We start from the raw sequence: 21,331 nt of genomic DNA, 5'->3' as shown, positions 1-21,331 counted from the left end.
TCCGGCGGCCCCGGGCGGGGTCAGGCCACCGGCGACCCCGGGTGCGCGGCGGCGACGGCGTGCGGGTCGGTGAAGACCCGCGGGTCGTCCCACAGCAACTGGATGCCGTGCGCCCAGTGGCCCTCCTCCGCGTGCGCCTCCTCACGCAACGCGAGGACGTGCCGCGGCAGTTCGGCGGGCGGCACGGTCGCCACGCACGCGTCGAGCGCGTCCAGGAAGGCCTTTCCGGTGCAGCCGTCCGTCCCCGCGCACTCCTCCTGCCCGGAGCCGCAGCCGCCCCGCGACCAGACGATCACCGGGGCGGGCGCGGTGAGCGAGACGTCGAAGTGCGGCCGGGTACGGGAGGCGCCGGGTGCGGCGCCGAACCCGGCGAGACAGGCGTCGGGCCGCCGCAGCCGCATCCGCAGCCGCCCGGGCTCCTCCGGGCCGCCGCACTCCACGCGGTGCAGCCGCGCGCCCGGGAAGGCGTCGAGCCGGTTCCAGGCCCGGGTCAGCACGTGCCGGGTGCTGGCCTTGCGCCGGGCGTGGTCGGTGACGACCAGCGGGTAGAGGCAGCCGAGCGGAGTGGCGTCGTCCGGGGCGCTCTCCCAGCGGTCGACGGGCCAGTCCAGCCAGTCCCGGGGCAGCGCGAACGCGACCAGTTCGTCGGCGCCGGGCGTCAGGTACCGGAACGCCGCCTCGATCCGGTCCCGCACGTACGCGTGCAGCCGGTGCCGCTCGACCGTGCCGGAGTCGACCGGGTGCCGCCGCCCCCCGCTGTACGCGGACACGTCGACCCGGACCAGGCCGTCGCCCGCCCCGCTGTGGCCGAGTTCGACCAGGATCGGCGACCAGTCGGGCGCCGCGGCCGGCACGGCCGGGGCGCGCAGCAGCGCTTCGAGCCGGTCGGCGAACCGGGCGACGGTCCCCGCGGCGCCCGGGCCGTCGAGCTCGCACAGCACGAACAGGGCCGCCGACCACAGGGAGTCGAACCCCTCCTCGGGCGGCGGCGGATCGAACGGGCCGGCCGCCGCGCCGTACAGCCGCGCCGGGTCGCACCCGACGCCCGCGCGGGCCGCCTGCTCCACCAGGGCGCGCAGCCGGGCCCGCTCGGCGGTGGTGTGGTCGCAGGTGGGGACCAGGCCCTGCAGAGCGGGCCAGTAGCGGGCCATGACCTGGGTGGGCATCATCCGGCCGGTGCGCACGTCCGGGGCGTCGGCCGCCGCCGTGACCATGCCGACGACCTCGCCGGTGTCGGCCAGGGTGACCGCGGCCCCGCTGAAGCCGGGGGCCAGGGGCTGGCCGCCGACGTGCCAGGCCTCCAGCTGGAGCCACTCGCGTCGGATCAACTGCGGGGCGGTGACCCGGTACTCGGCGAGGGTGCCCTCGTCGTAGCCGGCCGGGTAGCCGTACACGACGAGTTTGCGCGGGGGCGTGCCGTGGGCGGCGCCGGCCGGGGCGAGGGCGGCCGGGGCGGCCGACACCTCCTGGTCCAGTTCCAGCACGGCGAGGTCGCCGGGGTCGGCGGCGCCACCGCTCCAGCCGCCGTGGGCGACGACCCGCGCGGACACGGGCGGGGTGCCGGGCAGCTCCGTGAAGCTCACCGCGAGCCCTTCGCCGTCGCCCACCACATGGGCGCACGTCACTACCGTGCGGGGCGTGACCAGGAAGCCCGCTCCGGTCACGCGGCCCCGTAACTCGATCCGGGCGTGCCACTCGGCGCTGTTCATGAGGCCGGGCGTGCCTCCGGGGCGGCCGGGGACCACGTCAGCCGGACCACCAGGTGGCCCTCGGCCGTGCCCTTGGCGATGAAGGCGCCGGTCTCGGCGGCCAGTTTGACGCCGAACTCGATCTCCACGCCGTCCGGCTTCAGGGACCCGTCGCGGAACACCCGCAGCGCCGACTCGGCCGCCGCCCGCACCCCGTCCAGGGCGCCCTCGAACGTGCGGGTCGCCTGGACCGTGCCGTCGCCCCGGGAGACCAGGCGGGAGCCGGAGCGCTCCCCGGCCGCCTCGACGGTGACCACCGCACCGTCGGCGGTTCTGAACTCGACCAACCCGTCCACGACACCCCCGTCGTCCTCGCGGTGAGCACTGCTGTTGTGACGGACGGTACTTGATGACGCGACAGGCATCCACCGGTACCTCAGGGGAGGGGACCGACGGTGCCGCGGATCACCCCCAGTTCCACGAGGTCCTGCGGCCGGATGCGCAGCCGGTCCGCCGTCGCCTCGACCTCGCGCGGGGGCCGCTTGAGGATGGCTGCCGCGAGTTCCGGCGCGATCACCGAGAAGTAACTGTCCGGGGTGGCCCAGGTGTTGCCGGGCGCGGCCAGGGCCAGGGCGCCGCCCGAGCCGCCCTCGCCGATCACCAGCGTGGTCAGCGGCGTACGGGCGCCCGCCACCGCGCCGAACAGGTCGGCGATCGCGGCGCCCGCGCCCTGCCGTTCCGCCTCGGCGTCGTTGGCGGCGCCGGGGGTGTCCACCAGGGTCAGCACGGGGATGCCCAGCCGGTCCGCGAGGCGGATCAGCCGGGCGGCGGTGCGGTAGCCGGCCGGGCGGGTCGCGGTCCCGGTCTGGGCGGCGTAGGCGATCGTCCGTCCCTCGTGCGCGCCGAAGCCGCACAGCATGCCGTCCGGGTCGGTGCCGCCGCAGCGGTCGCCGCTGATCGCGACCCGGTCGGTGAAGTAGGCGTCCAGGTAGGCCGCGGCGCGCGGGCGCAGCGGCGCGCGGGCGCGCCGCACGGCGTCCCAGCCGGTGGCGGGCAGGAGTGCGGTCCCGCCGACCGGGTCGGGCGGCGGTGCGGGCGTGGTGGACGGGCAGGTCAGCAGCCGCAGCCAGCGCGCCAGCGTGGCGCGCAGCTCCGTCGGCGGGACGACCGCGTCGGCCGCGCCCGCCGCGACCTGCGCCTCGGCCGTGTACGCCACCGGGTCCGCGTCCGCCGGGCGCACGCGGGAGCCGGCGAAGCCGACCTGGGCCCCGGGCAGCGCGAGGACCACGTCGGCCCCCGCGCCCAGCGTCGCCCAGCCGCCTCCGGTCGTCGGGTCGCGCACCACGGCCACCTGGGCGAGCCCCGCCTGCCGCGTGAGCGCCGACTGCGCGGCCACGCGCTGGAGCTGGGCCAGCGCCCGCATGCCCTCCTGCATCCGGCTGCCGCCGGTGGCGACCAGCGGCACGACCGGCAGGCGGCGTTCCCGGGCGCAGGCGTACGCCGCCTCCAGCCGGTCGCCGGTGCGCTCGCCCAGGGAGCCGCCGAGGAAGCCGAACTCGAACGCGATCAGCACGGCCCGGGTGCCGCCGACGCGGGCGGTGCCGCACACCACGGACTCCTCCTCGCCGGTGCGTGCGGCGGCCCGGGCGCGGGCGGCGTCGTAGCCGGGCCAGGCCAGGGGGCCGTCGGGCGGTGAGGTCCGCGCGGGGGCGGGCAGTTCGCCGAAGGTCGCCTCGTCGGCGAGGGCGGTGAGGACCTCGCGGGCGGAGAGCCGCTCAGCCACGGGTCAGCGCCCGCTTCATGATCTTCCCCATGTCGTTGCGCGGCAGGGCGTCGAGGTGGTGCACCACCCGGGGCCGCTTGTGCGGGGCGAGGCGCTCGGCCACGTGGCCGGCCAGTTCCTCCAGCGCGGGCGGCGCCTGGGGATCGTCCGGCACGATCCACGCCACGATCCGCTCGCCCAGGTCGGGGTCCGGCTCCCCGGTGACGGCGGCCTCGCGCACCCCCGGGTGTTCCAGCAGCGCGTTCTCGATCTCACCGGCCCCGATCTTGTAACCGCCGCTCTTGATCAGGTCGGTGGCCTTGCGGCCGACGATCCGGACGTAGCCGTCGGGGTCGCGCACCGCCATGTCGCCGGTGCGGAACCAGCCGTCGGCGGTGAACGCGGCGGCGGTGGCGTCCGGCCGGTTGAGGTATCCGGTGAACAGGTTCGGGCCGCGCACCTGGATCTCGCCCACCGTCTCCCCGTCGTACGCGGTGACCTCCGAGCCGTCGTCCTCGACCAGCCGCAGCTCCACGCCGGGCAGCGGCACGCCGACCGTGCCCGGGCGGGCCTCGCCGTCGGCGCGGACGCTGGTGTTCATCAGCGTCTCCGTCATGCCGTACCGCTCGATCACCCGCCGCCCGGTGGCCGTCGCGATCCGCCCGTGGTCGTGCACGGGCAGCGCGGCGGAGCCCGACACCAGCAGCCGCGCCCCGGCCAGCGCCTTCACCAGCTCCGGTTCGCCCGTCACGGCCTGCGCGATCCGGTGGTACATCGTCGGCACCCCGAACAGCATGGTCGCGCCGCCGTTCAGCTCGCGGGCGACGCCCTGGGTGCTGAACCGGCCCAGGTGCCGTACCGAGCCGCCGCGGCGCAGCGGGCCGAGCGTGCCGAGGACCAGGCCGTGGACGTGGAACAGCGGCAGTGCGTGGACCAGGACGTCGTCACCCGTCCACTGCCAGGCGTCGGCCAGGGCGTCCAGGGTGGCGGCGATCGCCCGGCGCGGGAGGACGGCACCCTTGGGCGGGCCGGTGGTGCCGGAGGTGTAGACGATCACGGCCGGATCCTCGTCCGCGCCGCGGTCCTCGGGCACGGGGCCGGTGGCGTGCACGTCGACGTCCACGCGGGCGAGTCCGGCCAGGGCGGCGGGGAGCCGGTCGTCCGGGGCCGCGAGCACAAGGCCGGGCGCGCTGTCGGACAGGATGTGCCCGAGCTCCTTCTCGCCCGACTTCGGGTTGAGCGGTACGGCGGGCACGCCGGCCAGCAGCGCGGCGACGACGGCGACGGCCGTCTCCAGCGTGGGCGTCGCCCACACGGCGACCCGCGTGGCCCCGCCGAAGCGGCCCGTGAGCGCTCCGGCCGCGGCGGCGAGCTGCGCGTAGGTCAGGGAGCGCTCGCCAAACCGGAGGGCGGGCCGGTCGGCCGGGTGCTCGGTCAGGGCGGGGAAGAGAGGGGTCACGCGTCACGTCTCCTTGGCTGTCGCGTCCGGTCGCCGGTGCACGGCGGAGGCCGGTGGGCCGGGGGACCGCCCCCGGCCGGGTACGACCGTCACCGGCCGGGCGGCCGCCGGTACGACGGCCACCACGTTCCCTCCGTACACCATCGGCCGCCGGAAGAAACGCTCGCGCCCCATGTCGTGGGCGGCCAGGACGAGCCCGGCCGCCCCGCCCGCTCCCTCCGCCGGCCCGGGCCGCCCTCGACGCGATCCCCGCCGGACAGCCCCGGCGGGCCGCCCCGGCCCCGCGCCGCCGCGTCCGCGCGGTGGCGCAGGTGCGGCAGCCGGACCCCGGGCCGGACGGCCCCTAGACGCCCACCCGGTCCCCGGCCTCCACGACATCCGCCACCACGCAGCTGACGTTGTCCGGCCCACCGGCCTCGTTCGCCGCGCCGATCAGGGCGCGGACCGTCTCCTCGGGTGAGGCGGACGAGCCGAGGAGTTCCCCGACCCGGTCCTCGGGGAGCACGCTCGACAGGCCGTCGGAGCACAGCAGATAGCGGTCGCCCGGGTGGGCGTCGTGGAGGCGGAGGTCCGGCGCCGCGGCGGGCCCGGAGCCGGTGAGGGCCTTCAGCAGCAGGGCGCGCTGCGGATGGGACACGGCCTCCTCGGCGCTCAGGCGGCCCTCGTCGATCATCGACTGGACCACGGTGTGGTCGTGGGTGACGCGGAACAGCCCGCCCCCGCGCAGCACGTACGCCCGGGAGTCGCCGATGTGCACCAGGGCTGGCCGTGAGCCCGTCCACAGCAGCGCGGTCAGGGTCGTGCCGACGTCGTCGGCGCCCCCGGCGACGTCCCGGACGGCCTGTGCGGCGCCCCGGACCGCGTCCTCCAGGAGGCCGAGGACCCCGCCGGCCGGGACCTCGTCCGTGTCCAGGAAGCGCAGGGCCTCCACGGCGGCGCTGCTCGCGGGCGCCCCCGCGGTTCCGAAGCCGTCGGCCACGGCGAGCAGCCGCGTGCCCGCGTACGCGGTGTCCTGGTTGGCGGGGCGGACCCGTCCGGTGTCCGAGTGTGCGGAGTAACGCAGTTCCAGCATGGTGGTGTCCTCTCCGGGCCCGTGCGGGTCCGTCGTCAGGTGGGCGACCAGGAACGCGGCGAGGTCGCGCCGCACCGCCGTCTCCGCCTCGACCCGGGCCCAGTAGGCACGGATCTCCCGGGCGGCGGACGCGGTGTCGCGGTCGTGCAGGAGGCACACGCGGCGGATCTCGGCCAGCGGCATGCCCAGCCGCCGCAGCCACGCCACCAGCCGGGCCCGTTCCAGCTGGGCCGTCGCGTAGTACCGGTACCCGGTGCCCGGGTCGACCCGGGCGGGCCGCAGCAGGTCCAGCTCGTCGTACAGGCGCAGTGCCTTCGGGGAGAGCCGGCACGCCTTCGCGAACGCGCCGATCGTCAGCATGCCCATGCGACCTCCCGCGCCTCACGCTCGTCCGTTCCGCCACCGATGCTGGGGCTTCACCGAAGGTGAAGGTCAAATGCGGTGTCGCGGTTCCGCGGGGGGTTGTTAGCCTGCGGCGGAAGTCGGAGACCGATCGTCTGCCCGAGGAGGGAGCCGCCGTGGCCGGCACTCCGCGCATCGCGCTCGTCACCTACGACCCCGGTGCCGAGGAGCACAAGGACCGGGACCTGCCGGTGCTCGCCGGCGCGCTGCGCGAGGCGGGGGCCGAAGCCGTCGCCGTCCCCTGGGACGACGCCGCCGTCGACTGGGCGGCCTTCGACCTCGCCCTCATCCGCTCCACCTGGGACTACAGCTGGCGTGCCGCCGAGTTCACGGCCTGGGCCGAGCGCTGCGCGCGGGCGACCCGGCTCGCCAACCCGGTCGAGGTGGTGCGGTGGAACGCCGACAAGCGGTACCTGGGTCGCCTCGCGCGGGCCGGGGTGCCCGCCGTGCCCACCCGCTACCTCGCGCCGGGCGACCCGATCGAACTGCCCGCCGACCACGAGTACGTGGTCAAGCCCACCTCCGGCGCGGGGGCCCGGTACGCGGCCCGGTACCCGGCCGGGGAGCGGGACGCGGCCGTGCGCCAGGTCGAGCGGATGCACGCCGAGGGGTTCACGGCGATGGTGCAGCCGTATCTGACCGCCATCGACACGGACGGCGAGCGGGCCCTGCAGTTCTTCGGCGGCCGGCTGCTGCACGCCGGCGTCAAGGGCGCGGTCCTCGCCCCGGGCACCCCGTACGACGCGGACAAGGTGGCCCACCCCGGCATACGGCGCTGGGATCCCACCGCCGCCGAACTGGCCGTCGCCGAACGGGCCCTGGCGGCCGTGCCCGGGGACCCTCAGCTGCTGTACGCGCGCGTGGACCTCGTCACCGGGCCGGACGGGGAGCCCGTGGTGATGGAGCTGGAGCTGATCGAGCCGAACCTGTTCCTCGACCTGCACCCGGACTCCGTGCCCCGGGTCGTCCAGGCGGTGCTGGCCGCCGCCCGCTGACCGCCACCGGGCCTTCGCACCAGCATGCTCACGGACTCACGTATCCGGGCGAACTCCTGGCCTGTATCCGTCACTTGACGCAAAGTCTCCATGTACGGTCTTCGCCGACGCCGTCGAGCCGCACGCCGTCGAGCCGCACGCTGGAGTGGGCATGGGGAGCAGTTTCCGCTACTGGGCCGAGCGCGTCCTCCTGGGCCTGACCGCCACCGTCGGCATCGCCGTGACCCTCGCCGACCAGGTGGACCTGCTCGACGGCCTGGCGGCCGACACCGTCCCCAAGCTCACGCTGCTGACGCTCAGCACGGTCACCCTGTTCCTGCTGTTCGAGATCGACCGGCTGAAGGCGCTCGACAACATCAGCACCCAGTTGTCCAGGCTGGACATCGACGCCCTCGCCCGCGACCTGCGGCACGACCACTACGGCGGTGTGGTGCGCGTGCACCGGCGCTTCCCCGAGGAGGCCTTCGAGGGCTACCTGAACCGCGCCGGACGCGAGGTGACCATCCTGCAGACGTGGATCCCGAACGTGCACCGCTTCGAGTCCGCGCTGAAACAGGCCATCGTCGACCGCCGGGTCCGGGTGCGGGTCCTGCTGCTGCACCCCTCCTCACCGGTCGCCGACCTGCGCAACGAGGCCCTGCGCGGTCTGCGCGACCCGGCCCTGGCGGAGGACGTCCAGGCGGGCGTCGCCCGCTGCCTGTCGACCTTCGCCTCCCTCTTCCGGAGCGTGCGCGACGGCGACCGGGCCCGCCTCCAGGTGCGCGTGTACCAGGCGCTGCCCTCCATCGCCGTCTACAAGGCCGACGAGCACTACCTGGTCAGCTCCTTCCTGCACGGCCGGCTCGCCATCGACTCCACCCAGCTGGAGATCGAGGGCGGCGACACCGTGATGGGCCGGGAGATCCAGCAGGAACTGGACACGCTGTGGAGCATCGGACGCGACGTGGACCTGGACGACTGGCGCAGGTCGGTGGACACGAACCAGTGACCCTGGAAGGGATACGCACATGACAGACCTGGACGCGTTCGAGGACGCGCTGATCGACCGTTTCCGGCAGCACCCCGTCCTGGCGCACACCGCGCGCCTCGCGGACGCCGACTTCGCCGCGCTGCTGCTCCAGCGGCGCTTCGTGTCCCTGGCCTTCACCCCCTCGTACGACCTGGCCATCGACCTGCTGTCCGACGAGGCCGGCCTGCGGATCGCGCGGGCCATCCTGCGCGAGGAGTACCCGGACGGCCGCGGCCACACCCGCTCGCACCGCGAGGACATGAAGGAGGACCTGCTCCAGCTGGGCGTCCCGCGCGCCGAACTGGTCGCCTCCCGGCCGACGCCGGCCACCCGGCGGGCCATCGACGAGGCCTTCGCGACGATCAGCGAGGCGGGCGGTCACGACGACGCCGACCTGCGGCTGCTGACCTTCCTGCGGTTCTGGGGCGAGGTCCTGGTGTCCGTCGAGTACGAGCACCTGTGGCGGCGCATGGCGCCGGTGCTGGCCGCCGACGGCCACAACCGCTCCCGCTTCTACTACCCGCACTACGTCCACGACGCCAAGGCCCGCCCCCTCACCGCCGTGTCCCTGCTGTCGGCCACCCACTCCGACCGGCTGGCCACCCGCATCAGCGAACTCCTCGCCCGGCACGGCTCCCCCGACGCCTTCCGCGAGACCGAGGAACGGGCCCTGCGGATCAAGACCGCCTTCTACGACCAGTTCCTCCCCGCCCTCGACCGGGCCGGCGCGCCTCAGCCCTGAGTGCCGGCGACGGCCACCCGCTGCAGCAGCCCCCAGGTGAACTCGGCGGTGACCTGCCGGGGCACGCCGTCCGCGTCCGGCGCGGTGAACGCCAGCCCCCACCGGGTCGGTGCCGTGCCCTCCACGGGTCGGACCGGGGCGAAGGCGCGGGCCGCCTCGTCGACCGTGCAGGACCAGGGCGTGAGGTCGTCGAGGGCGCGCAGCTCCGGTCCCGTCGCGCCCGGGGCCCGGACCAGCCACTCGTTCCACACCGCGCCGTTCGGTGCGGTCAGCACCTCGAAGCGCAGGTCCGGCCAGAGCGGCACCGGCCAGAGCCACGCCTCGCAGTCGAGGTCGCCGATGCGGCGGGGTGCGCGGGACTCCGGTTCACCCAGCACGGACCGGTACCGGGACAGGGGCGCGCGGGAGCGCGGGGAGCGGACCATCGCCTGCCAGCGTTTGTTGGCCTCGCGCAGGCCGGCGATCGACACGCCCAGCTCCTGCCGGGCGGCCTCCACCAGGCCGGGGTTGTGGTCGGCCATGCGGCGCAGCAGCACCAGCTGGAAGTCGAGCGGGGTGAAGGGGCTAGCGGGGTGCTTTCCGGAGGGCATGGGACCCATCGTCGCCCACCGGGGCGGTGCCGGGGCGGCGGCCGTCGGGCAGGAACAGCACCGAGTTGACGTAGCGCGGACCCCGCAGGAGCGGGGAGGGCAGGACGCGGCGGAGCAGTCCGTGGGAGACGACGTAGGAGGCGCGGGCCTGGTGGTCCTCCAGCGGGAACCTCGCCAGCGGAACCCAGGTGTCCCCGGGCAGCACCCAGCCCTCGTAGCCCAGCAGGGCCAGGTACGTCACCACCGGCGCGATCGGCTGGATGCGGGACTCCAGCTCGACGAAGAGGGCGGGCCGGTCGCGGGCCAGCAGCCCGGTCGCGCCGCGCAGCACCGCCGGCTCGTTGCCGTCCACGTCGATCTTGATGAAGCCGACGTCGCGCAGCCCCAGCTCGTCCAGCGTCACGCTGGGCACGTCCAGCGCCCGGCCGTGGATGTCGCGCCGCACCAGCGAGGACACGCCCCGGTCGCCCGAGTCACCCGGCGGCAGCCACAGCCGGGCGATGCCCGGGCGGTCCGAGGCGGCCGCGCGGACCACGCGCACGTTCGGCGGCGCGGCGGCCGCCAGCAGCCGGGCCAGATGGGGCACCGGCTCGATCGCCACGACGTGCTCGGCACGGCCCGCCAGCCGGTGGGTCCAGGGCCCGTACCAGCCGCCGACGTCCACCGCCGTCCCGCAGTCCGGCGGGCACAGCTCGGCGAGCCGGGCCAGCTCCGGTTCGAAGCGCGGGTACAGCGCCCGGGCCGTCGCGGCCACCAGCCGGGTGGGCAGGAAGGGCGCGAGGCGCGCCGCCAGGCTGGTCACGGTGCCATCCTCTTGAGGAGTTCCTCGTGCACGTCGTCCGGGACCTGCTCGCCCGAGGACGGCAGCAGCTGCGGGATGCCGTCCAGGATCGGGTAACGGCGGTGCAGGCGCGGGTTGTACAGCGCCTCCTCGTGCCCGGCCTCCTCGGGCAGCAGGTGCAGCGGGCCCTTGTCGAGCGGGCACGCCAGGATCTTCAGCAGCGGGTCGTCGGGCTTCATGGGGATGCCAACTCCTCGGCTGGTGCGGCGGGTTGGGGAGCGGGGTCGTGCTTCGGCATGGTCAGCAGCACGGCGACCGCGAGGGCCGTGCCCGCCACCCGCAGCGCGAGCCGCAGCGGCTCGTGCGGCAGGGCCTCGCCGAACGACAGCGTGCCGAGCACCGCCGTGAACAGGCAGGTCACGGTCGTGCACACCGGCACGATCAGCGAGGCGCGGCAGCGCTGCAGCGCCGCCTGCGACATCACCAGGCCGAACACCCCGGTGAACAGCAGCAGATACGGATACGGCGAGCTCAGCAGGTCCAGGACCGCGCCGCCGATCCCGTCGGTCGTCAGATGGCTGGAGACGCCCTTGATGGCCAGCGAGCTGACCCCGTACAGCAGGCCCACGGCCACGCCGTACTCGACGCCGGTCGTCGGGCGCCGGTGCCGGTTGCGGGCGCGCCGCTCGGCGGAGCCGTACAGCCACACCCCGGCCGCCAGCGACGGCACGCACACCAGCAGGATCAGCGGGTAGGGCGCGTGCTGGCTGACGGTGTCCGTGCCCTCGCGCAGCGACAGCACGACCATGAGCAAAGCGAGCAGGATCCCGCCGAGCGCGTACCGCTCCCGGCCGCTGGTCTCCTCGCCGAGCAGCCGGGCCGACAGCAGCACGAGCAGCACCAGTCCGGAGACGAAGATGCCCTGCGCGGCGGCGATCGGCAGGGTGCGGTAGACGACGAGCTGGGCGCCGAAACCGGCGGCGAGGGCGAGGGAGCCGCCGATCCACAGGGGGCTGCCGAGGACCAGGCGCACCAGCCGGGCCGGCTGCCGGATGCTCACCTCGGGGAGCGAGGTGAGCGCCCGCTTCTCCAGCACGAACCCCAGGCTGTACAGGGTGTTCGCCAGCAGGGCCGCGGCCACTCCCCACCACATGGGCTACGTCCTCCGGGCGTGCAGCAGCAGGATCGAGGCGAGCTGCGGCCGGGCGCAGGCCAGCCGGTCCAGCGGGCGCAGCGGGCGCGGCACACCGTGGAAGGGAGCGCCCTCCAGCCGTACGACCGTGAACCCGGACGCGGCGACGAACTCCCGCAGCGCGCGCGGGGTGTACAGCCGCAGGTGCCCCACGACCTCCTTGCCCGGGCGGCCGTGGATGCCGCGCAGGCTGACCTCGGAGAAGACCGGCTGCACGCCCGCGAGCAGCAGGGCCCGGTTGTACCAGGCGGCCAGGTTCGGCGTGGACAGCATCAGATGGCCGCCGGGGCGCAGCACGCGGCGGATCTCGTCCAGAGCCGCGTCCGGGTCGACGAGGTGTTCGATCACCTCGCTGAACAGCACGGCGTCGGCCGAGCCGGACGCGAAGGGCAGCCCGCCGCCGGTGAGTTCGCCGCGCACCGCGTACGGGACGCGGGTGCGGGCGCGCCGGAGCGCGTCCTGGGACCAGTCGACGCCGACGATGCGGTGGCCGGGCAGCAGGGGCGCGGCGGTGGCCGCGGCGGTGCCGTCGCCGCAGCCGATGTCCAGGACGGTCCCCGGGCGGCTCGCGGCCGGTCCGAGCGCCCGGGCCAGCATCCGGGCCTGGCGCAGGCTGCGCGGGGTGCCGGAGGCGACGGGGACGGCCGGGTTCTCGTAGAAGTCGCGCAGGTCCTTCGGGTGGGGCGCGGTGCTCGGTGCGGCCGTCATGACGTGGCCTCCGTGGTGTGCAGGTAGTGCTCGAACAGGTCGCGCAGGTGGGCGCCGTCGCCGGGGCCGAGCAGGGCGCGGGACCAGCGCAGGGCGAGGTGCAGGCGGCCGGCCGTGGAGGCGGTCGTCACGGTCAGGCCGCGCGGCATCCGGGCCGGTGCGGAGAACCAGACGGCGTGCGCGCGGCCCGCCTCCTCGCCGAAGTCCAGCGGGTACGGGATCCGGCCGATGTTGCTGAGCAGGGTCGTCGACGTCCAGGGCGCCGCGGCCCGGCGCAGGGCGCGGGTGAGGGCGGCCCGGGCGGCGACCGGCGCCCACGGCGTGGTCAGGAGCGTGGCGCCGTGGCCGAGTTGCGGGCGGGGCAGGGACTTCAGCGCGCGGGTGCGTTCCGCGGTGCGGCGCAGGAGGACGGGCAGGTCCGGGTCGCGCAGTTCCCGCGGCGCGAAGGGGACCTCCACCAGGCGGGTGCCGTTGCCGATGGGCATCGAGGTGTCGCGGGGCCGGTCGTCCACGGGCATGGTGATGCGCAGCGGGCGGGGCCGGGCGCCGTGCTCCCGGTTCCAGTGGGCGATGGTCAGGGCCGTGGTGACCATGAGCTGGTCGTTGACGGTGTAGGGGGAGCCCTTGGGGCGCTGCGGCAGGGCCAGCTCGGTGACGAGCACGCCGTTGCCGGGGGACGGCTCGGGCGTGCCCCGCGCGACGCGGGCCGGGGGCGCCCAGTTGGCCGGGGTGTCCGGGGGTTCCTGGTGCGGCTCGGCGGGGCGGACCGGGGGCGCGGCGGGGGAGTTGTCCCTGCCGCCGTACAGTTCGGCGGCCGTCGCGAGGATCCGCAGGCAGGCCGGGCCGTCGAGGGCCGTGTGGTTGATGGTGAGGAGCAGGACCGAGTCCACCACCTCCAGGCGTATCGGCGGCGACTGCGACAGCGGCGGGGCCTGCGCCAGGGCCCGGGCCCGGGCGTCCTGGAGGGCGCGGGGACCCGGCGGGGCGAAGGACACCACCTCCACGTCCGGCTCGCGCGTCAGCTCCCACTCGTAGCGCCGCCGGTACCACGGCCCCGGCGCCTCCCGCATGAGGATGCGCGGGTGCCGGTGCAGCGCCTCCAGGAACGCCTTGCGCAGGCGGGCGTGGTCGAGGGGGCCGGGCAGGTGCACCTCGATGTGGACCGTCTCCGGCTCCTCCTCCTGCAGGCAGTGCCGGGAGACCTCGTCCACCACCGGGAACGGGACGCGCACCGGTGTCGTCATACGGCCTTGCCCTCCCCGGGGTCCGTCCTCGGCAACGGCCGCGTCGGCGCCTGCGCTCCCGGCCGCTCGCGCAGGCTCACGAGTGCCGCGAACAGGCCGGTCAGGGCCAGGAGCTGGGCCACGTGCCCGAAGGCGCCCCCGCCCGCGCCCACCGGTTCACCGGCCCCGAAGGCCGCGGCGATCCCCGCCCCGGCCAGGGCGGCGAACGCCAGCGGCACCAGCAGCGCGTGCCGCCGCGCGGCGAGCAGCGCCAGCGCCGGGACGAGCAGCGCCAGCCACCCCGCGATCACCACGCCGGCCAGCGTCAGGGCCACCGCGCCGAGCCACAGGCCGGGCAGCGGCGGCGCGGGCTGCGGCGCGTCGGGGTTGGGGGCGCGGCGGCGCCACACCGCCAGGCCCAGCAGGGCCGCGATGCCGACGCCGCTGCCGATCAGCCCGATGTCGTAGGTCGTGGCCGGCTCGTAGGACAGCTTGACCGCGCCGCCCGCCCCGGCCGGGATCCGCCAGCCCTGCTGCCAGCCGTCCAGCCGGACCGGGGTCAGTTCCCTGCCGTTCAGCGTGGCCCGCCAGCCGTCGTTGAAGTTCTCGTACGTGGTCAGGTACGAGGCCGCTCCCGAGCCGACCGTCACCTCGCGCCGGTCGCCCAGCCAGTCCCGGACGCGCAGGTCGCGCCCGGCCGCCGCGGCCCCGCTCACCGCCCCGCGGGTCAGGGTCACGTCGGTCAGCGCCAGCGGCCCCGCGTCGCCGCCCTCCAGCCGGTGCTCGCCCGCCGCCAGCCGCACCTCGGCGTCGCCGCGGCCCTCCTGGCAGAGCGTCACCGCCACGCCCCGCCGCTCCACCAGGTCGCGCACGGTGCCCTTCGCGCTCGTCTGGTACAGCTCGCCGTCCAGCGCCACGTCCGGGCCCTTGCCGCACGGCAGGGAGAAGGCGCGGGTGCCGTCCGGCTGCGGGGTGCGGTACTGGTCGAGGGAGGGGATGTAGGCCTCGGTGAGGCCCACCGGCAGGCGCAGGTCCTCGTCGGCGACCGGGTTGTGCAGGGTCAGCCGGGCCGTCTCGGTGATCGTGATGTCGAGCCGGTCGGTGGTGATCGGCGGGAAGCGGACCCAGCCGTTCTCGTCGACCCCGGCGATGGCCGCGCCGTCCGGGGAGCTGATGTGCACCTTCGAGGCGCGGGTGGACAGGCCGCCCGCGGGGGCCAGGACCAGCTCGCCGACCGGCTGCTCGCCCTCCCAGCGCAGGTGGATCGTCGGCCGGTCGCCCGCGATCCACGCCGTCGTCAGGTCGCCGTCGGTGAGGTTGCGCGCCCCGATGCCCGCGCCGAGCCGTGCCGTGGAGTCGGCGGTGGCGACGATCCGGGCCTGCTGCTCCGGCGCCACCTCGTACAGCAGCTCGTCGAGTGCCGCGCCCGGCACCGGCACCGCGCGCGCCTTCACCTCGTACGTCCCGGCGGCCGGGGTCGTGAAGCGGCGGTGCAGGCCCGCCTCCGTGCCGGTCGGGGACAGGCCGGTCGGGTCGGCGGCGCGGTGCAGGGAGACGACGGTGGCGGCCGCGGTGGCCTCGTCGGCGTCGGACGGCAGCCGCAGCAGCCGCGTCACCTGCACGTCCGGCAGGTCGATCTCGGAGAAGCCCGCGCCGGTCAGGCCGGCCCGGCGCTCCACCGAGTCCACGATCGTCAGCTTCATCCAGCGCGTCGCGCCCTCGGGCGCCTTGATCCGCTGCGTCCTGCCGTTCGGCTGGAGGAAGCCGGTCCGCTCGCCCTTCTCGGTCTCCACCCGCACCTTCGTCGCCGCCGCCCGCACGCCCTCCTGCGGCAGCGGCGTGACCTCGAACGAGGACGGCATGGTGTAGGTGCCGGTGAAGCCGATGCGCAGCCACTGCCCGTCCGGCGTGTCCGGCGAGCCCTCCGTCCAGGCGGTGTCCGGGTTGCCGTCGAAGGCGTTCACCGGGTCGTACTGCGGCAGGTGGAACAGCCAGTTGCCGTAGGAGGACGCCGACACCGAGCGCGCGCCGCGCAGTTCGGCGACCGTCTGGTGCTCGGCGCCCTCGGTCGGCAGAATCTGCCGCGGCTTCTCGCCCGGGTCCTGCTGCGCGCCGGACGCGTTGCGCTCGTCGCGCGTGTACGTGTACGAGGTGTTGGCGTTGACCAGCCCGAACCGGGTGTCGGCCCGGCGCAGCCCGTCGCCCACCACCTGCACGGCCGGGGTGCCGAGCCCCGGGTGGTGGTCCCCGGTCAGCACGGTGGCGCGGCCGCGCAGCTCGGAGGCGAGCGGCAGCAGCGCCTCGGGTCCGCCGGAGACCACGGCCGTGTCGGCGACCGGGGTCAGCCCGGCCTGCCCGGGCCGGACGACGTCCGGGCCCGCCGGACGGTAGATCTCCACGGCCCGCTGCCGCGGGTACAGCCCCTCGACCTGGAGCGGGGCGTCCTGCGCGATCCGGCCGCCGGTCATCACCGGGCCGAGTCCCGTGACGCGCTCGTACCCGGACTGCTCCAGGGTGCGCTTGACGGTCGCGGTCGGCACGGCGCCGATCTGGTCGGGGTCGAGGTCGTTGCGCACGACGACGTAGTACAGCCCGGCCCGGCTCAGGTAGTCGGCCAGGCCCGGCACTTCGCCGCCGGACAGCAGGGCCTGCTCGACGGCGTCCATCGCACGCCGGTTGCCGGGCGTGCCGAACGGGACGTAGTCGCGCTGCGCCCAGCGCGACTCGGCGAGCACGTCGAGCGGCTGGTCGATGGGGGAGCCCCAGGTGTAGACGCCGTGCGCGGTGGCCGGGACGACCAGGGCGCGCGAGTCCGGCGAGTACTTCTCCAGCCAGTCGGCCGTGGCCTGCCAGTAGGTGGGCAGCTTCTGGAAGGAACCGGGGCTGAGGATGGAGCCGTTGAGGTACGGCCACAGCAGACCGGGCAGGACCAGCACGGCCGCGATCAGCGGCGCGAACCGCCGGCCGCGCACCGGCCGGGCCCCGCGCCGCTCGGCGGCCACCCCCACCAGGTGGGCCAGGCCCAGCACGAGCGCCAGCGCCAGACCCGTCTGGAACTTGTAGATGTTCCGGAACGGCGACAGCCACCCGTCCAGCCAGCCCTGCACCCCGTCGTGGAACGGCGCCCCGAACGCCCCGCCGTACCCGGCGAGCAGCACCAGCGCGGTCACCAGCACCGTCAGCACCAGCCACCGCCGCTCGGGCACGTCCCGCCGGGCGAGCCCGGCCAGCCCCAGTCCGGCCGCCAGCGCCGAGCACAGGATCACCAGGACGGAGGAGGCCACGGTCCAGCCGGCCGGCAGCCAGGCCTCACCGAAGTGCAGATAGGCGACCCAGTTCCCGGCGCCGCGCAGCGCCTCGGTCGCGGACATGGTGTCCGTGGTGGTCCGCGCGGTCTCTATATAGGGGAGGAAGTTCTCGCCGTAGACGCCGAGCAGCAGCAGCGGCACCCACCACCAGGCCGTCACCACGATCACCGCGGGGGCCCACCAGGCGATCAGCTTGCGCATCCGCGGCCCCGGCGGCCGGGACAGCAGGTACAGCCCGGCCGGCAGCAGGGACGCCAGCGTCGCCGAGGCGTTCACCCCGCCCATGAACGGCACGAGCAGCGCCGAGCGCAGGGCGGCGACCCGGGCCGTGTACCGCTCGTCCGTCAGCGGCAGCAGCACCCACGGCAGGAACGCGCCGGGCAGCGCGGCGGCCGACGTGGAGCCGATGACGGTCGTGAACAGCGGCCACAGCGCGTAGGCCGCGGCCGCGAGCAGCCGGGACGCCGGACTGCCCACCCGCAGCCGCTCGGCCAGCCGCAACGCGCCCCAGAAGGCGACGGACACGACGACCGACAGCCACAGCCGCTCCGCCAGCCACACGGGCAGCTGGACGAGGTCGCACAGCCAGTAGAACGGCAGCATCGGCCACAGATAGCCGACGTACTGGTCCTGGATGCCGCCGAACCCGGCCCGGTCGTGCCACAACTGCCCCAGGTCGGCGAGGAACTGGCCCGGGTCGGTGGTCACCCCCAGCTTGGTGTCGAACGTCTGCCGCCCCGGCTGCACCGCCAGGAACAGCACGAACACCACGGCCCAGAAACCCAGCAGCCAGCGCCGCGACCGGGGGCCGTCGGGCGGGCCCGACGCGGTCGCGGTGGTGGGGACGGCTGCCGGGGGAGGAGCCTGGACCGTGGTTGTCATGTAGGACACCGCCGCAGGATGAGGAGGAGGTTCCAGGTGGCGAACTCGCGGATCCCGGGCGCCTTGACGACGGCCTCCGCGAGGAAGGGCCAGTAGCGGGAGCGCGCCGAGACGACCGTGACGTCGTCCCGGGCCCGCACCTGCCGCAGGGTGGAGCCGATGTGCACCGCGAACAGGTTCTCGCCGAGCGTGTGCTTGGCGGGCCTGCCGGTCCGCCGGGCGTAGCGGGCCCGGGCCCGCTCGGCACCGAGGTAGTGCCACGGGGCCCACTCGTGCCCGCCCCAGGGCGACAGCCAGTTGGTGAACGACACGTAGATCAGCCCGCCGGGCCGGGTCACCCGGGCCAGCTCACTGAGGAACGTCTCCGGGTCGGCGACGTGCTCCAGCACGTTGGAGGAGAAGGTGACGTCCGCGACGCCGTCCCGCAGCGGGAGCAGGTACCCGTCGGCGACGACCGCGCCGTCGGGCGGCTTCTCGCCCAGCTCGGCCATGTCCGGTTCGAAGAGGTAGGCATGGGCCCCGCGCCGCCGGAACTCCGCGGTGAAGTACCCGCCGCCCCCGCCGACGTCCAGGACGGTACGCCCGGCCACGGGCCCGTCCCAGGCCTCGACCTGGTCGACGGCGTCCCGGGCGAGCAGGGAGTAGCAGGCCCCGGGGTCGTCCTGTTCGCGCAGGAAGGCACGGAACAGGGTCAGGGAGCGCCGGAAGGAGGGGTCCTTGTAGGGGGCCGCTCCCGCAGGGCGCGGGGCGGGGACGGGTGCGGATCCGCCCCGGGGGCGCGGGGGCGGCGTCACGGCCCCCAGCCCCTCACCGCCTCCGCGGCCACCACCCGGAACTGCCGCACGGTCCGGTCCCACCGGAACTGCGCCGCCCGCTCCCGGGCTGCCTTGCCCATCAGCTCGCGCCGCCGCGCGGACAGCGCCAGCGCGCACCACGCCGCGGCGAACGAGGACTCACCGCGCGCCAGGATGCCGGTCTCGCCGTCGACCACGGAGTCCTTGAGCCCGGGCACGTCGAAGGCGACACTCGGCGTCTCCCGGGCCGCCGCCTCCGTCACGACCAGGCCCCACCCCTCCACGGCGGACGGGTGCAGCAGCAGCCAGGCCGCGCACAGCAGCCGGTGCTTCTCGGCCTCGGAGACGTACCCGGTGAACTCCACACCGGGTCCGGCCATCCGTTCCAGCCGCTCGCGCTCCGGCCCGTCCCCGACGATCACCAACCGCCCGCCGGTCACCGGCCGCACCCGCTCCCACAACCGCAGCAGCAGATCGATCCGCTTGTACTCGACGAGCCGCCCGACGGCGACGAACAACGGCTCGGGCGAGCGCTCGGCGCGCGGCCCCGGCTCCTCGACGCCGTTGTGCACGACGCGGATCCGCTCCCGCTCGACCCCGATCGCGCGCAGGGCGTGCGCGGTCGAGGACGACACGGCGACCAGCAGGTTGCGCTGCTGCGCGCCCGTCAGTGCCCAGTGTTCGAGCCTTCGGCCGAGGCGGGCCGCCGGCGCCAGCGGGCCGCCGAACCGCATCTTCCACAGGTCCGTGTGGACGTGGTTGACCAGGCACAGGGTCGGTCCCCGGTGCCACAGCGGCGCCAGGTAGGGCATGCCGTTGCACACCTCGACCAGCAGGTCGCAGTCACCGACCTGGCGGGCGAAGGCCGACCGGGCACGCAGGTAGTGCCCGTACGGGCCGCCCGCCGAGACGACCCGGTAGTCGCGGAACGCCGCGGGGCCGCCGCACAGCAGGGTCACCTGGTGACCCAGCCGGGTCAGCCCGTCGGCGAGCTTGTCGACCAGCAGCTCGGAGCCGCCGGCGGAGGGATTGTCCAGATCACGATGGGCGAGGAAGACGATCCGGCGCGGCTGTGGGGGGAGCGCCGGAGGGTGCTGCGGCGCGTGGGGGGACGCGGTGCGCAGCGTGGACGGTACGTGCTGGGGCATCGGTGCTCCAACTCGTCTCGGGGTGCGGAACTCGGTGGGGAAAGCCGGGGGTGGGGTCGTCGGGGAGGGGCCGGCCTGTGGGGGGCCTGAGCTCCTCCTGGGAGGGGAGTGTGGACGGGGTGTGCTCGGGTGGGGTTGGACAGTTTTCGCCCGGACGAACTCCACGGCTACTCACCGGCGTGACAATTTCCGGCTTTGTTAGAGCTGACGTCACATCACATCGTGAGCGTGGGCTGGGGCGTACGGGGCGTATCGGACGGAGCGGGCTGCTCCGGCTCCTTCCGCCCACGGGCCACCAGAACGCCGCCCACCGCGGCGAGCACCAGACCGGCGATCCCGGCCCCGATCGGCAAGGTCGTCCCCACCAGCCGGAGCTGACCGCTGTCCCGCTTCGCCTGCCGCACCGCTTCCTTCTGCGTCGCCGTCGTGAAGGCGACCTTCTCGCTGTCCAGCAGCACCGCCGCGTCCTTCTTCCCGCCCGGCGCCCGCAGGGTCCGCTTCGGCCCGGTCTGCGCGTACAGCACCCGACCCGTGGCCTGGTCGACGACGAGCACGAAGCCGTGGTTGCTGTACCACTCCTCGGCCAGCACCTGCGGCCGGTCCGGCTGGTCGACGAGGGTGCCGGGCACCATCCGCGTGCCGGTCCGGGTCGGCGGCACCGAGCCGGTGAACTTGTAGCCCGTGTACCCCTGGACCTTCTCGGTACCCCGGTAGCGCAGCACGACCGTGTCGCCGAGGGTGTTGTCCCACCACTGGTAGGAGCGTTTCTGCACGTCGAAGGGGAACTTCAGGTACGCCTCGCCCTCGATGTGGGGCTTCTCCCCGCAGCAGTGCACCGGCCGGGTGGTCCTGCGGTCCATCACCCAGCGGTGCGGCACGAAGTCCAGTGCGTCGTGCGGATCGGCGGCCGGCAGGGACTTGTCGGTGTCGACCGTGGTCGTCACGTCCCAGACGGCGTTGCCGCTGCGTTCGCTGTCCGCGACGTTGCCCCGCACGCGCTGGGTCACCGTGATCTTCCGGTCGGGCACCGTCTCGATCCGGTCAGTGTCGAAGACGCTGCCCCGGCCTTCGTAGACGGCGGTCGTGTCGATGTCGATCGGGTTCACCGCGGCCCGCGGCTGCACGTACCAGGCGAGCAGGGGTGCCAGTACCAGCAGGAACGTACCGAGACCCAGCAGGACCAGGGAGAAGGGAGAGGTTGTACGGCGCATCCGGGCACTCCAGTGGCTTGGGACGGCTCGACGTACGAGAGGACCGGCACGGCGGCGGATGCGCGCGTGCGGCTGGGCCGGGAACCGTAGGCGGCTCTTGACGGGGTGTCAATGCTTGTCGAGACTGGGCGGGACAGGCAGGGACGGGGTGCCGGGTGGGGCGACCTCCGGACGATCTCCGGACGTATCCGGACAGAGAGGCTGACCCTGCGATGTCCAGACTGCTCGCTGCCGCGCTGACCATGGCGCTCGCCGCCGCCCTCGCCGTGGGGGCCGCGCTGGGCGTGGTCGCGCTGCTCGAAGCCACACCCGACCAGCCGAACACGCCCTTGATCACCTACGAGCGTGCCGGGCAGGGGAGCTGA

The 21,331-nt window shown here is 75.1% G+C and carries 19 protein-coding genes; 4 read left to right on the top strand and 15 right to left on the bottom strand.

Features of this window, described 5'->3' with window-relative positions:
• Window positions 1–20: 20 nt before the first annotated feature.
• From AC07DA_RS16670 to AC07DA_RS16650, 5 genes are all read right to left on the bottom strand, one after another.
• Window positions 21–1,709: a VMAP-C domain-containing protein gene (locus AC07DA_RS16670; protein WP_479128745.1), complete on the bottom strand. Its 1,689-nt coding sequence runs from the start codon at window positions 1,707–1,709 to the stop codon at window positions 21–23.
• Window positions 1,706–2,044 (bottom strand): CU044_2847 family protein, encoded by a 339-nt coding sequence (locus tag AC07DA_RS16665; protein WP_479128743.1) that lies wholly within the window; start codon window positions 2,042–2,044, stop codon window positions 1,706–1,708. Before AC07DA_RS16665 ends, AC07DA_RS16670 begins: the two co-directional genes overlap by 4 nt.
• 80 nt (window positions 2,045–2,124) lie before the next feature.
• Window positions 2,125–3,471 carry a carboxyl transferase domain-containing protein gene (locus AC07DA_RS16660; RefSeq protein ID WP_479128741.1) on the bottom strand — a complete coding sequence of 449 codons (1,347 nt, stop codon included), beginning with the start codon at window positions 3,469–3,471 and terminating at the stop codon, window positions 2,125–2,127.
• On the bottom strand, window positions 3,464–4,909 hold the full coding sequence (locus tag AC07DA_RS16655; protein ID WP_479128739.1) for an acyl-CoA synthetase: 1,446 nt from the start codon (window positions 4,907–4,909) through the stop codon (window positions 3,464–3,466). Before AC07DA_RS16655 ends, AC07DA_RS16660 begins: the two co-directional genes overlap by 8 nt.
• A gap of 343 nt (window positions 4,910–5,252) precedes the next feature.
• Window positions 5,253–6,347: a MerR family transcriptional regulator gene (locus tag AC07DA_RS16650; protein WP_479128737.1), complete on the bottom strand. Its 1,095-nt coding sequence runs from the start codon at window positions 6,345–6,347 to the stop codon at window positions 5,253–5,255.
• A gap of 152 nt (window positions 6,348–6,499) precedes the next feature.
• Between AC07DA_RS16650 and AC07DA_RS16645 the strand changes: the two genes are divergently transcribed.
• The 3 genes from AC07DA_RS16645 (at window position 6,500) to AC07DA_RS16635 (ending at window position 9,129) form a co-directional block, all read left to right on the top strand.
• Entirely contained in the window at window positions 6,500–7,378 is an 879-nt protein-coding gene (locus AC07DA_RS16645) for an ATP-grasp domain-containing protein (RefSeq protein WP_479128735.1), read from the top strand.
• A 151-nt stretch (window positions 7,379–7,529) separates the two neighbouring features.
• Entirely contained in the window at window positions 7,530–8,366 is an 837-nt protein-coding gene (locus AC07DA_RS16640; protein ID WP_479128733.1) for a hypothetical protein, read from the top strand.
• A gap of 19 nt (window positions 8,367–8,385) precedes the next feature.
• Window positions 8,386–9,129, top strand: a complete 744-nt coding sequence (locus AC07DA_RS16635; RefSeq protein WP_479128731.1) for a hypothetical protein — start codon at window positions 8,386–8,388, stop codon at window positions 9,127–9,129.
• Here the strand turns inward: AC07DA_RS16635 and AC07DA_RS16630 are convergent.
• From AC07DA_RS16630 to pgfA, 10 genes are all read right to left on the bottom strand, one after another.
• Window positions 9,120–9,719, bottom strand: a complete 600-nt coding sequence (locus tag AC07DA_RS16630; protein ID WP_479128729.1) for a hypothetical protein — start codon at window positions 9,717–9,719, stop codon at window positions 9,120–9,122. The two genes, AC07DA_RS16635 and AC07DA_RS16630, sit on opposite strands and share 10 nt — an antisense overlap.
• Window positions 9,694–10,521 (bottom strand): FkbM family methyltransferase, encoded by an 828-nt coding sequence (locus AC07DA_RS16625; protein WP_479128727.1) that lies wholly within the window; start codon window positions 10,519–10,521, stop codon window positions 9,694–9,696. The genes AC07DA_RS16630 and AC07DA_RS16625 overlap by 26 nt, the downstream gene beginning before the upstream one ends.
• Window positions 10,518–10,739, bottom strand: coding sequence for a Trm112 family protein (locus AC07DA_RS16620; RefSeq protein ID WP_479128725.1), 222 nt, complete (start codon window positions 10,737–10,739; stop codon window positions 10,518–10,520). The genes AC07DA_RS16625 and AC07DA_RS16620 overlap by 4 nt, the downstream gene beginning before the upstream one ends.
• A complete protein-coding gene (locus tag AC07DA_RS16615; RefSeq protein WP_479128965.1) occupies window positions 10,736–11,641 on the bottom strand; it encodes a hypothetical protein in 906 nt (301 codons plus the stop codon). Before AC07DA_RS16615 ends, AC07DA_RS16620 begins: the two co-directional genes overlap by 4 nt.
• Before the next feature lie 15 nt (window positions 11,642–11,656).
• The gene (locus AC07DA_RS16610; RefSeq protein WP_479128723.1) at window positions 11,657–12,400 is read right to left on the bottom strand and encodes a class I SAM-dependent methyltransferase; all 744 of its coding nucleotides are present in this window, start codon (window positions 12,398–12,400) and stop codon (window positions 11,657–11,659) included.
• Complete coding sequence (locus tag AC07DA_RS16605) at window positions 12,397–13,644, bottom strand: condensation protein (protein ID WP_479128721.1); 1,248 nt, start codon at window positions 13,642–13,644, stop codon at window positions 12,397–12,399. Before AC07DA_RS16605 ends, AC07DA_RS16610 begins: the two co-directional genes overlap by 4 nt.
• A complete protein-coding gene (locus AC07DA_RS16600; RefSeq protein ID WP_479128963.1) occupies window positions 13,641–17,813 on the bottom strand; it encodes an alpha-(1->3)-arabinofuranosyltransferase in 4,173 nt (1,390 codons plus the stop codon). Before AC07DA_RS16600 ends, AC07DA_RS16605 begins: the two co-directional genes overlap by 4 nt.
• On the bottom strand, window positions 17,810–18,607 hold the full coding sequence (locus tag AC07DA_RS16595) for a class I SAM-dependent methyltransferase (protein ID WP_479128719.1): 798 nt from the start codon (window positions 18,605–18,607) through the stop codon (window positions 17,810–17,812). Before AC07DA_RS16595 ends, AC07DA_RS16600 begins: the two co-directional genes overlap by 4 nt.
• A complete protein-coding gene (locus tag AC07DA_RS16590) occupies window positions 18,604–19,755 on the bottom strand; it encodes a glycosyltransferase family 4 protein (protein ID WP_479128717.1) in 1,152 nt (383 codons plus the stop codon). The genes AC07DA_RS16595 and AC07DA_RS16590 overlap by 4 nt, the downstream gene beginning before the upstream one ends.
• Window positions 19,756–19,970: 215 nt before the next feature.
• On the bottom strand, window positions 19,971–20,966 hold the full coding sequence (gene pgfA, locus AC07DA_RS16585) for a cell envelope lipid trafficking protein PgfA (protein WP_479128715.1): 996 nt from the start codon (window positions 20,964–20,966) through the stop codon (window positions 19,971–19,973).
• Window positions 20,967–21,178: 212 nt separating this feature from the next.
• Here pgfA and AC07DA_RS16580 point away from each other — a divergent pair, with 212 nt between their 5' ends.
• On the top strand, window positions 21,179–21,331 hold the full coding sequence (locus AC07DA_RS16580) for a hypothetical protein (RefSeq protein WP_479128713.1): 153 nt from the start codon (window positions 21,179–21,181) through the stop codon (window positions 21,329–21,331).

Source organism: Streptomyces sp. NPDC044921, assembly GCF_056432865.1.
This window is presented reverse-complemented; position numbering and strand designations above follow the sequence as displayed.

Bases quoted from the DNA above. Each gene is read 5' to 3' on its own strand.
- AC07DA_RS16670 (WP_479128745.1), bottom strand. From the start codon at position 1,709: ATGAACAGCGCCGAGTGGCACGCCCGGATCGAGTTACGGGGCCGCGTG.
- AC07DA_RS16650 (WP_479128737.1), bottom strand. From the start codon at position 6,347: ATGGGCATGCTGACGATCGGCGCGTTCGCGAAGGCGTGCCGGCTCTCC.
- AC07DA_RS16640 (WP_479128733.1), top strand. From the start codon at position 7,530: ATGGGGAGCAGTTTCCGCTACTGGGCCGAGCGCGTCCTCCTGGGCCTG.
- AC07DA_RS16635 (WP_479128731.1), top strand. From the start codon at position 8,386: ATGACAGACCTGGACGCGTTCGAGGACGCGCTGATCGACCGTTTCCGG.
- AC07DA_RS16630 (WP_479128729.1), bottom strand. From the start codon at position 9,719: ATGCCCTCCGGAAAGCACCCCGCTAGCCCCTTCACCCCGCTCGACTTC.
- AC07DA_RS16620 (WP_479128725.1), bottom strand. From the start codon at position 10,739: ATGAAGCCCGACGACCCGCTGCTGAAGATCCTGGCGTGCCCGCTCGAC.
- AC07DA_RS16610 (WP_479128723.1), bottom strand. From the start codon at position 12,400: ATGACGGCCGCACCGAGCACCGCGCCCCACCCGAAGGACCTGCGCGAC.
- AC07DA_RS16605 (WP_479128721.1), bottom strand. From the start codon at position 13,644: ATGACGACACCGGTGCGCGTCCCGTTCCCGGTGGTGGACGAGGTCTCC.
- AC07DA_RS16600 (WP_479128963.1), bottom strand. From the start codon at position 17,813: ATGACAACCACGGTCCAGGCTCCTCCCCCGGCAGCCGTCCCCACCACC.
- AC07DA_RS16590 (WP_479128717.1), bottom strand. From the start codon at position 19,755: ATGCCCCAGCACGTACCGTCCACGCTGCGCACCGCGTCCCCCCACGCG.
- pgfA (WP_479128715.1), bottom strand. From the start codon at position 20,966: ATGCGCCGTACAACCTCTCCCTTCTCCCTGGTCCTGCTGGGTCTCGGT.
- AC07DA_RS16580 (WP_479128713.1), top strand. From the start codon at position 21,179: ATGTCCAGACTGCTCGCTGCCGCGCTGACCATGGCGCTCGCCGCCGCC.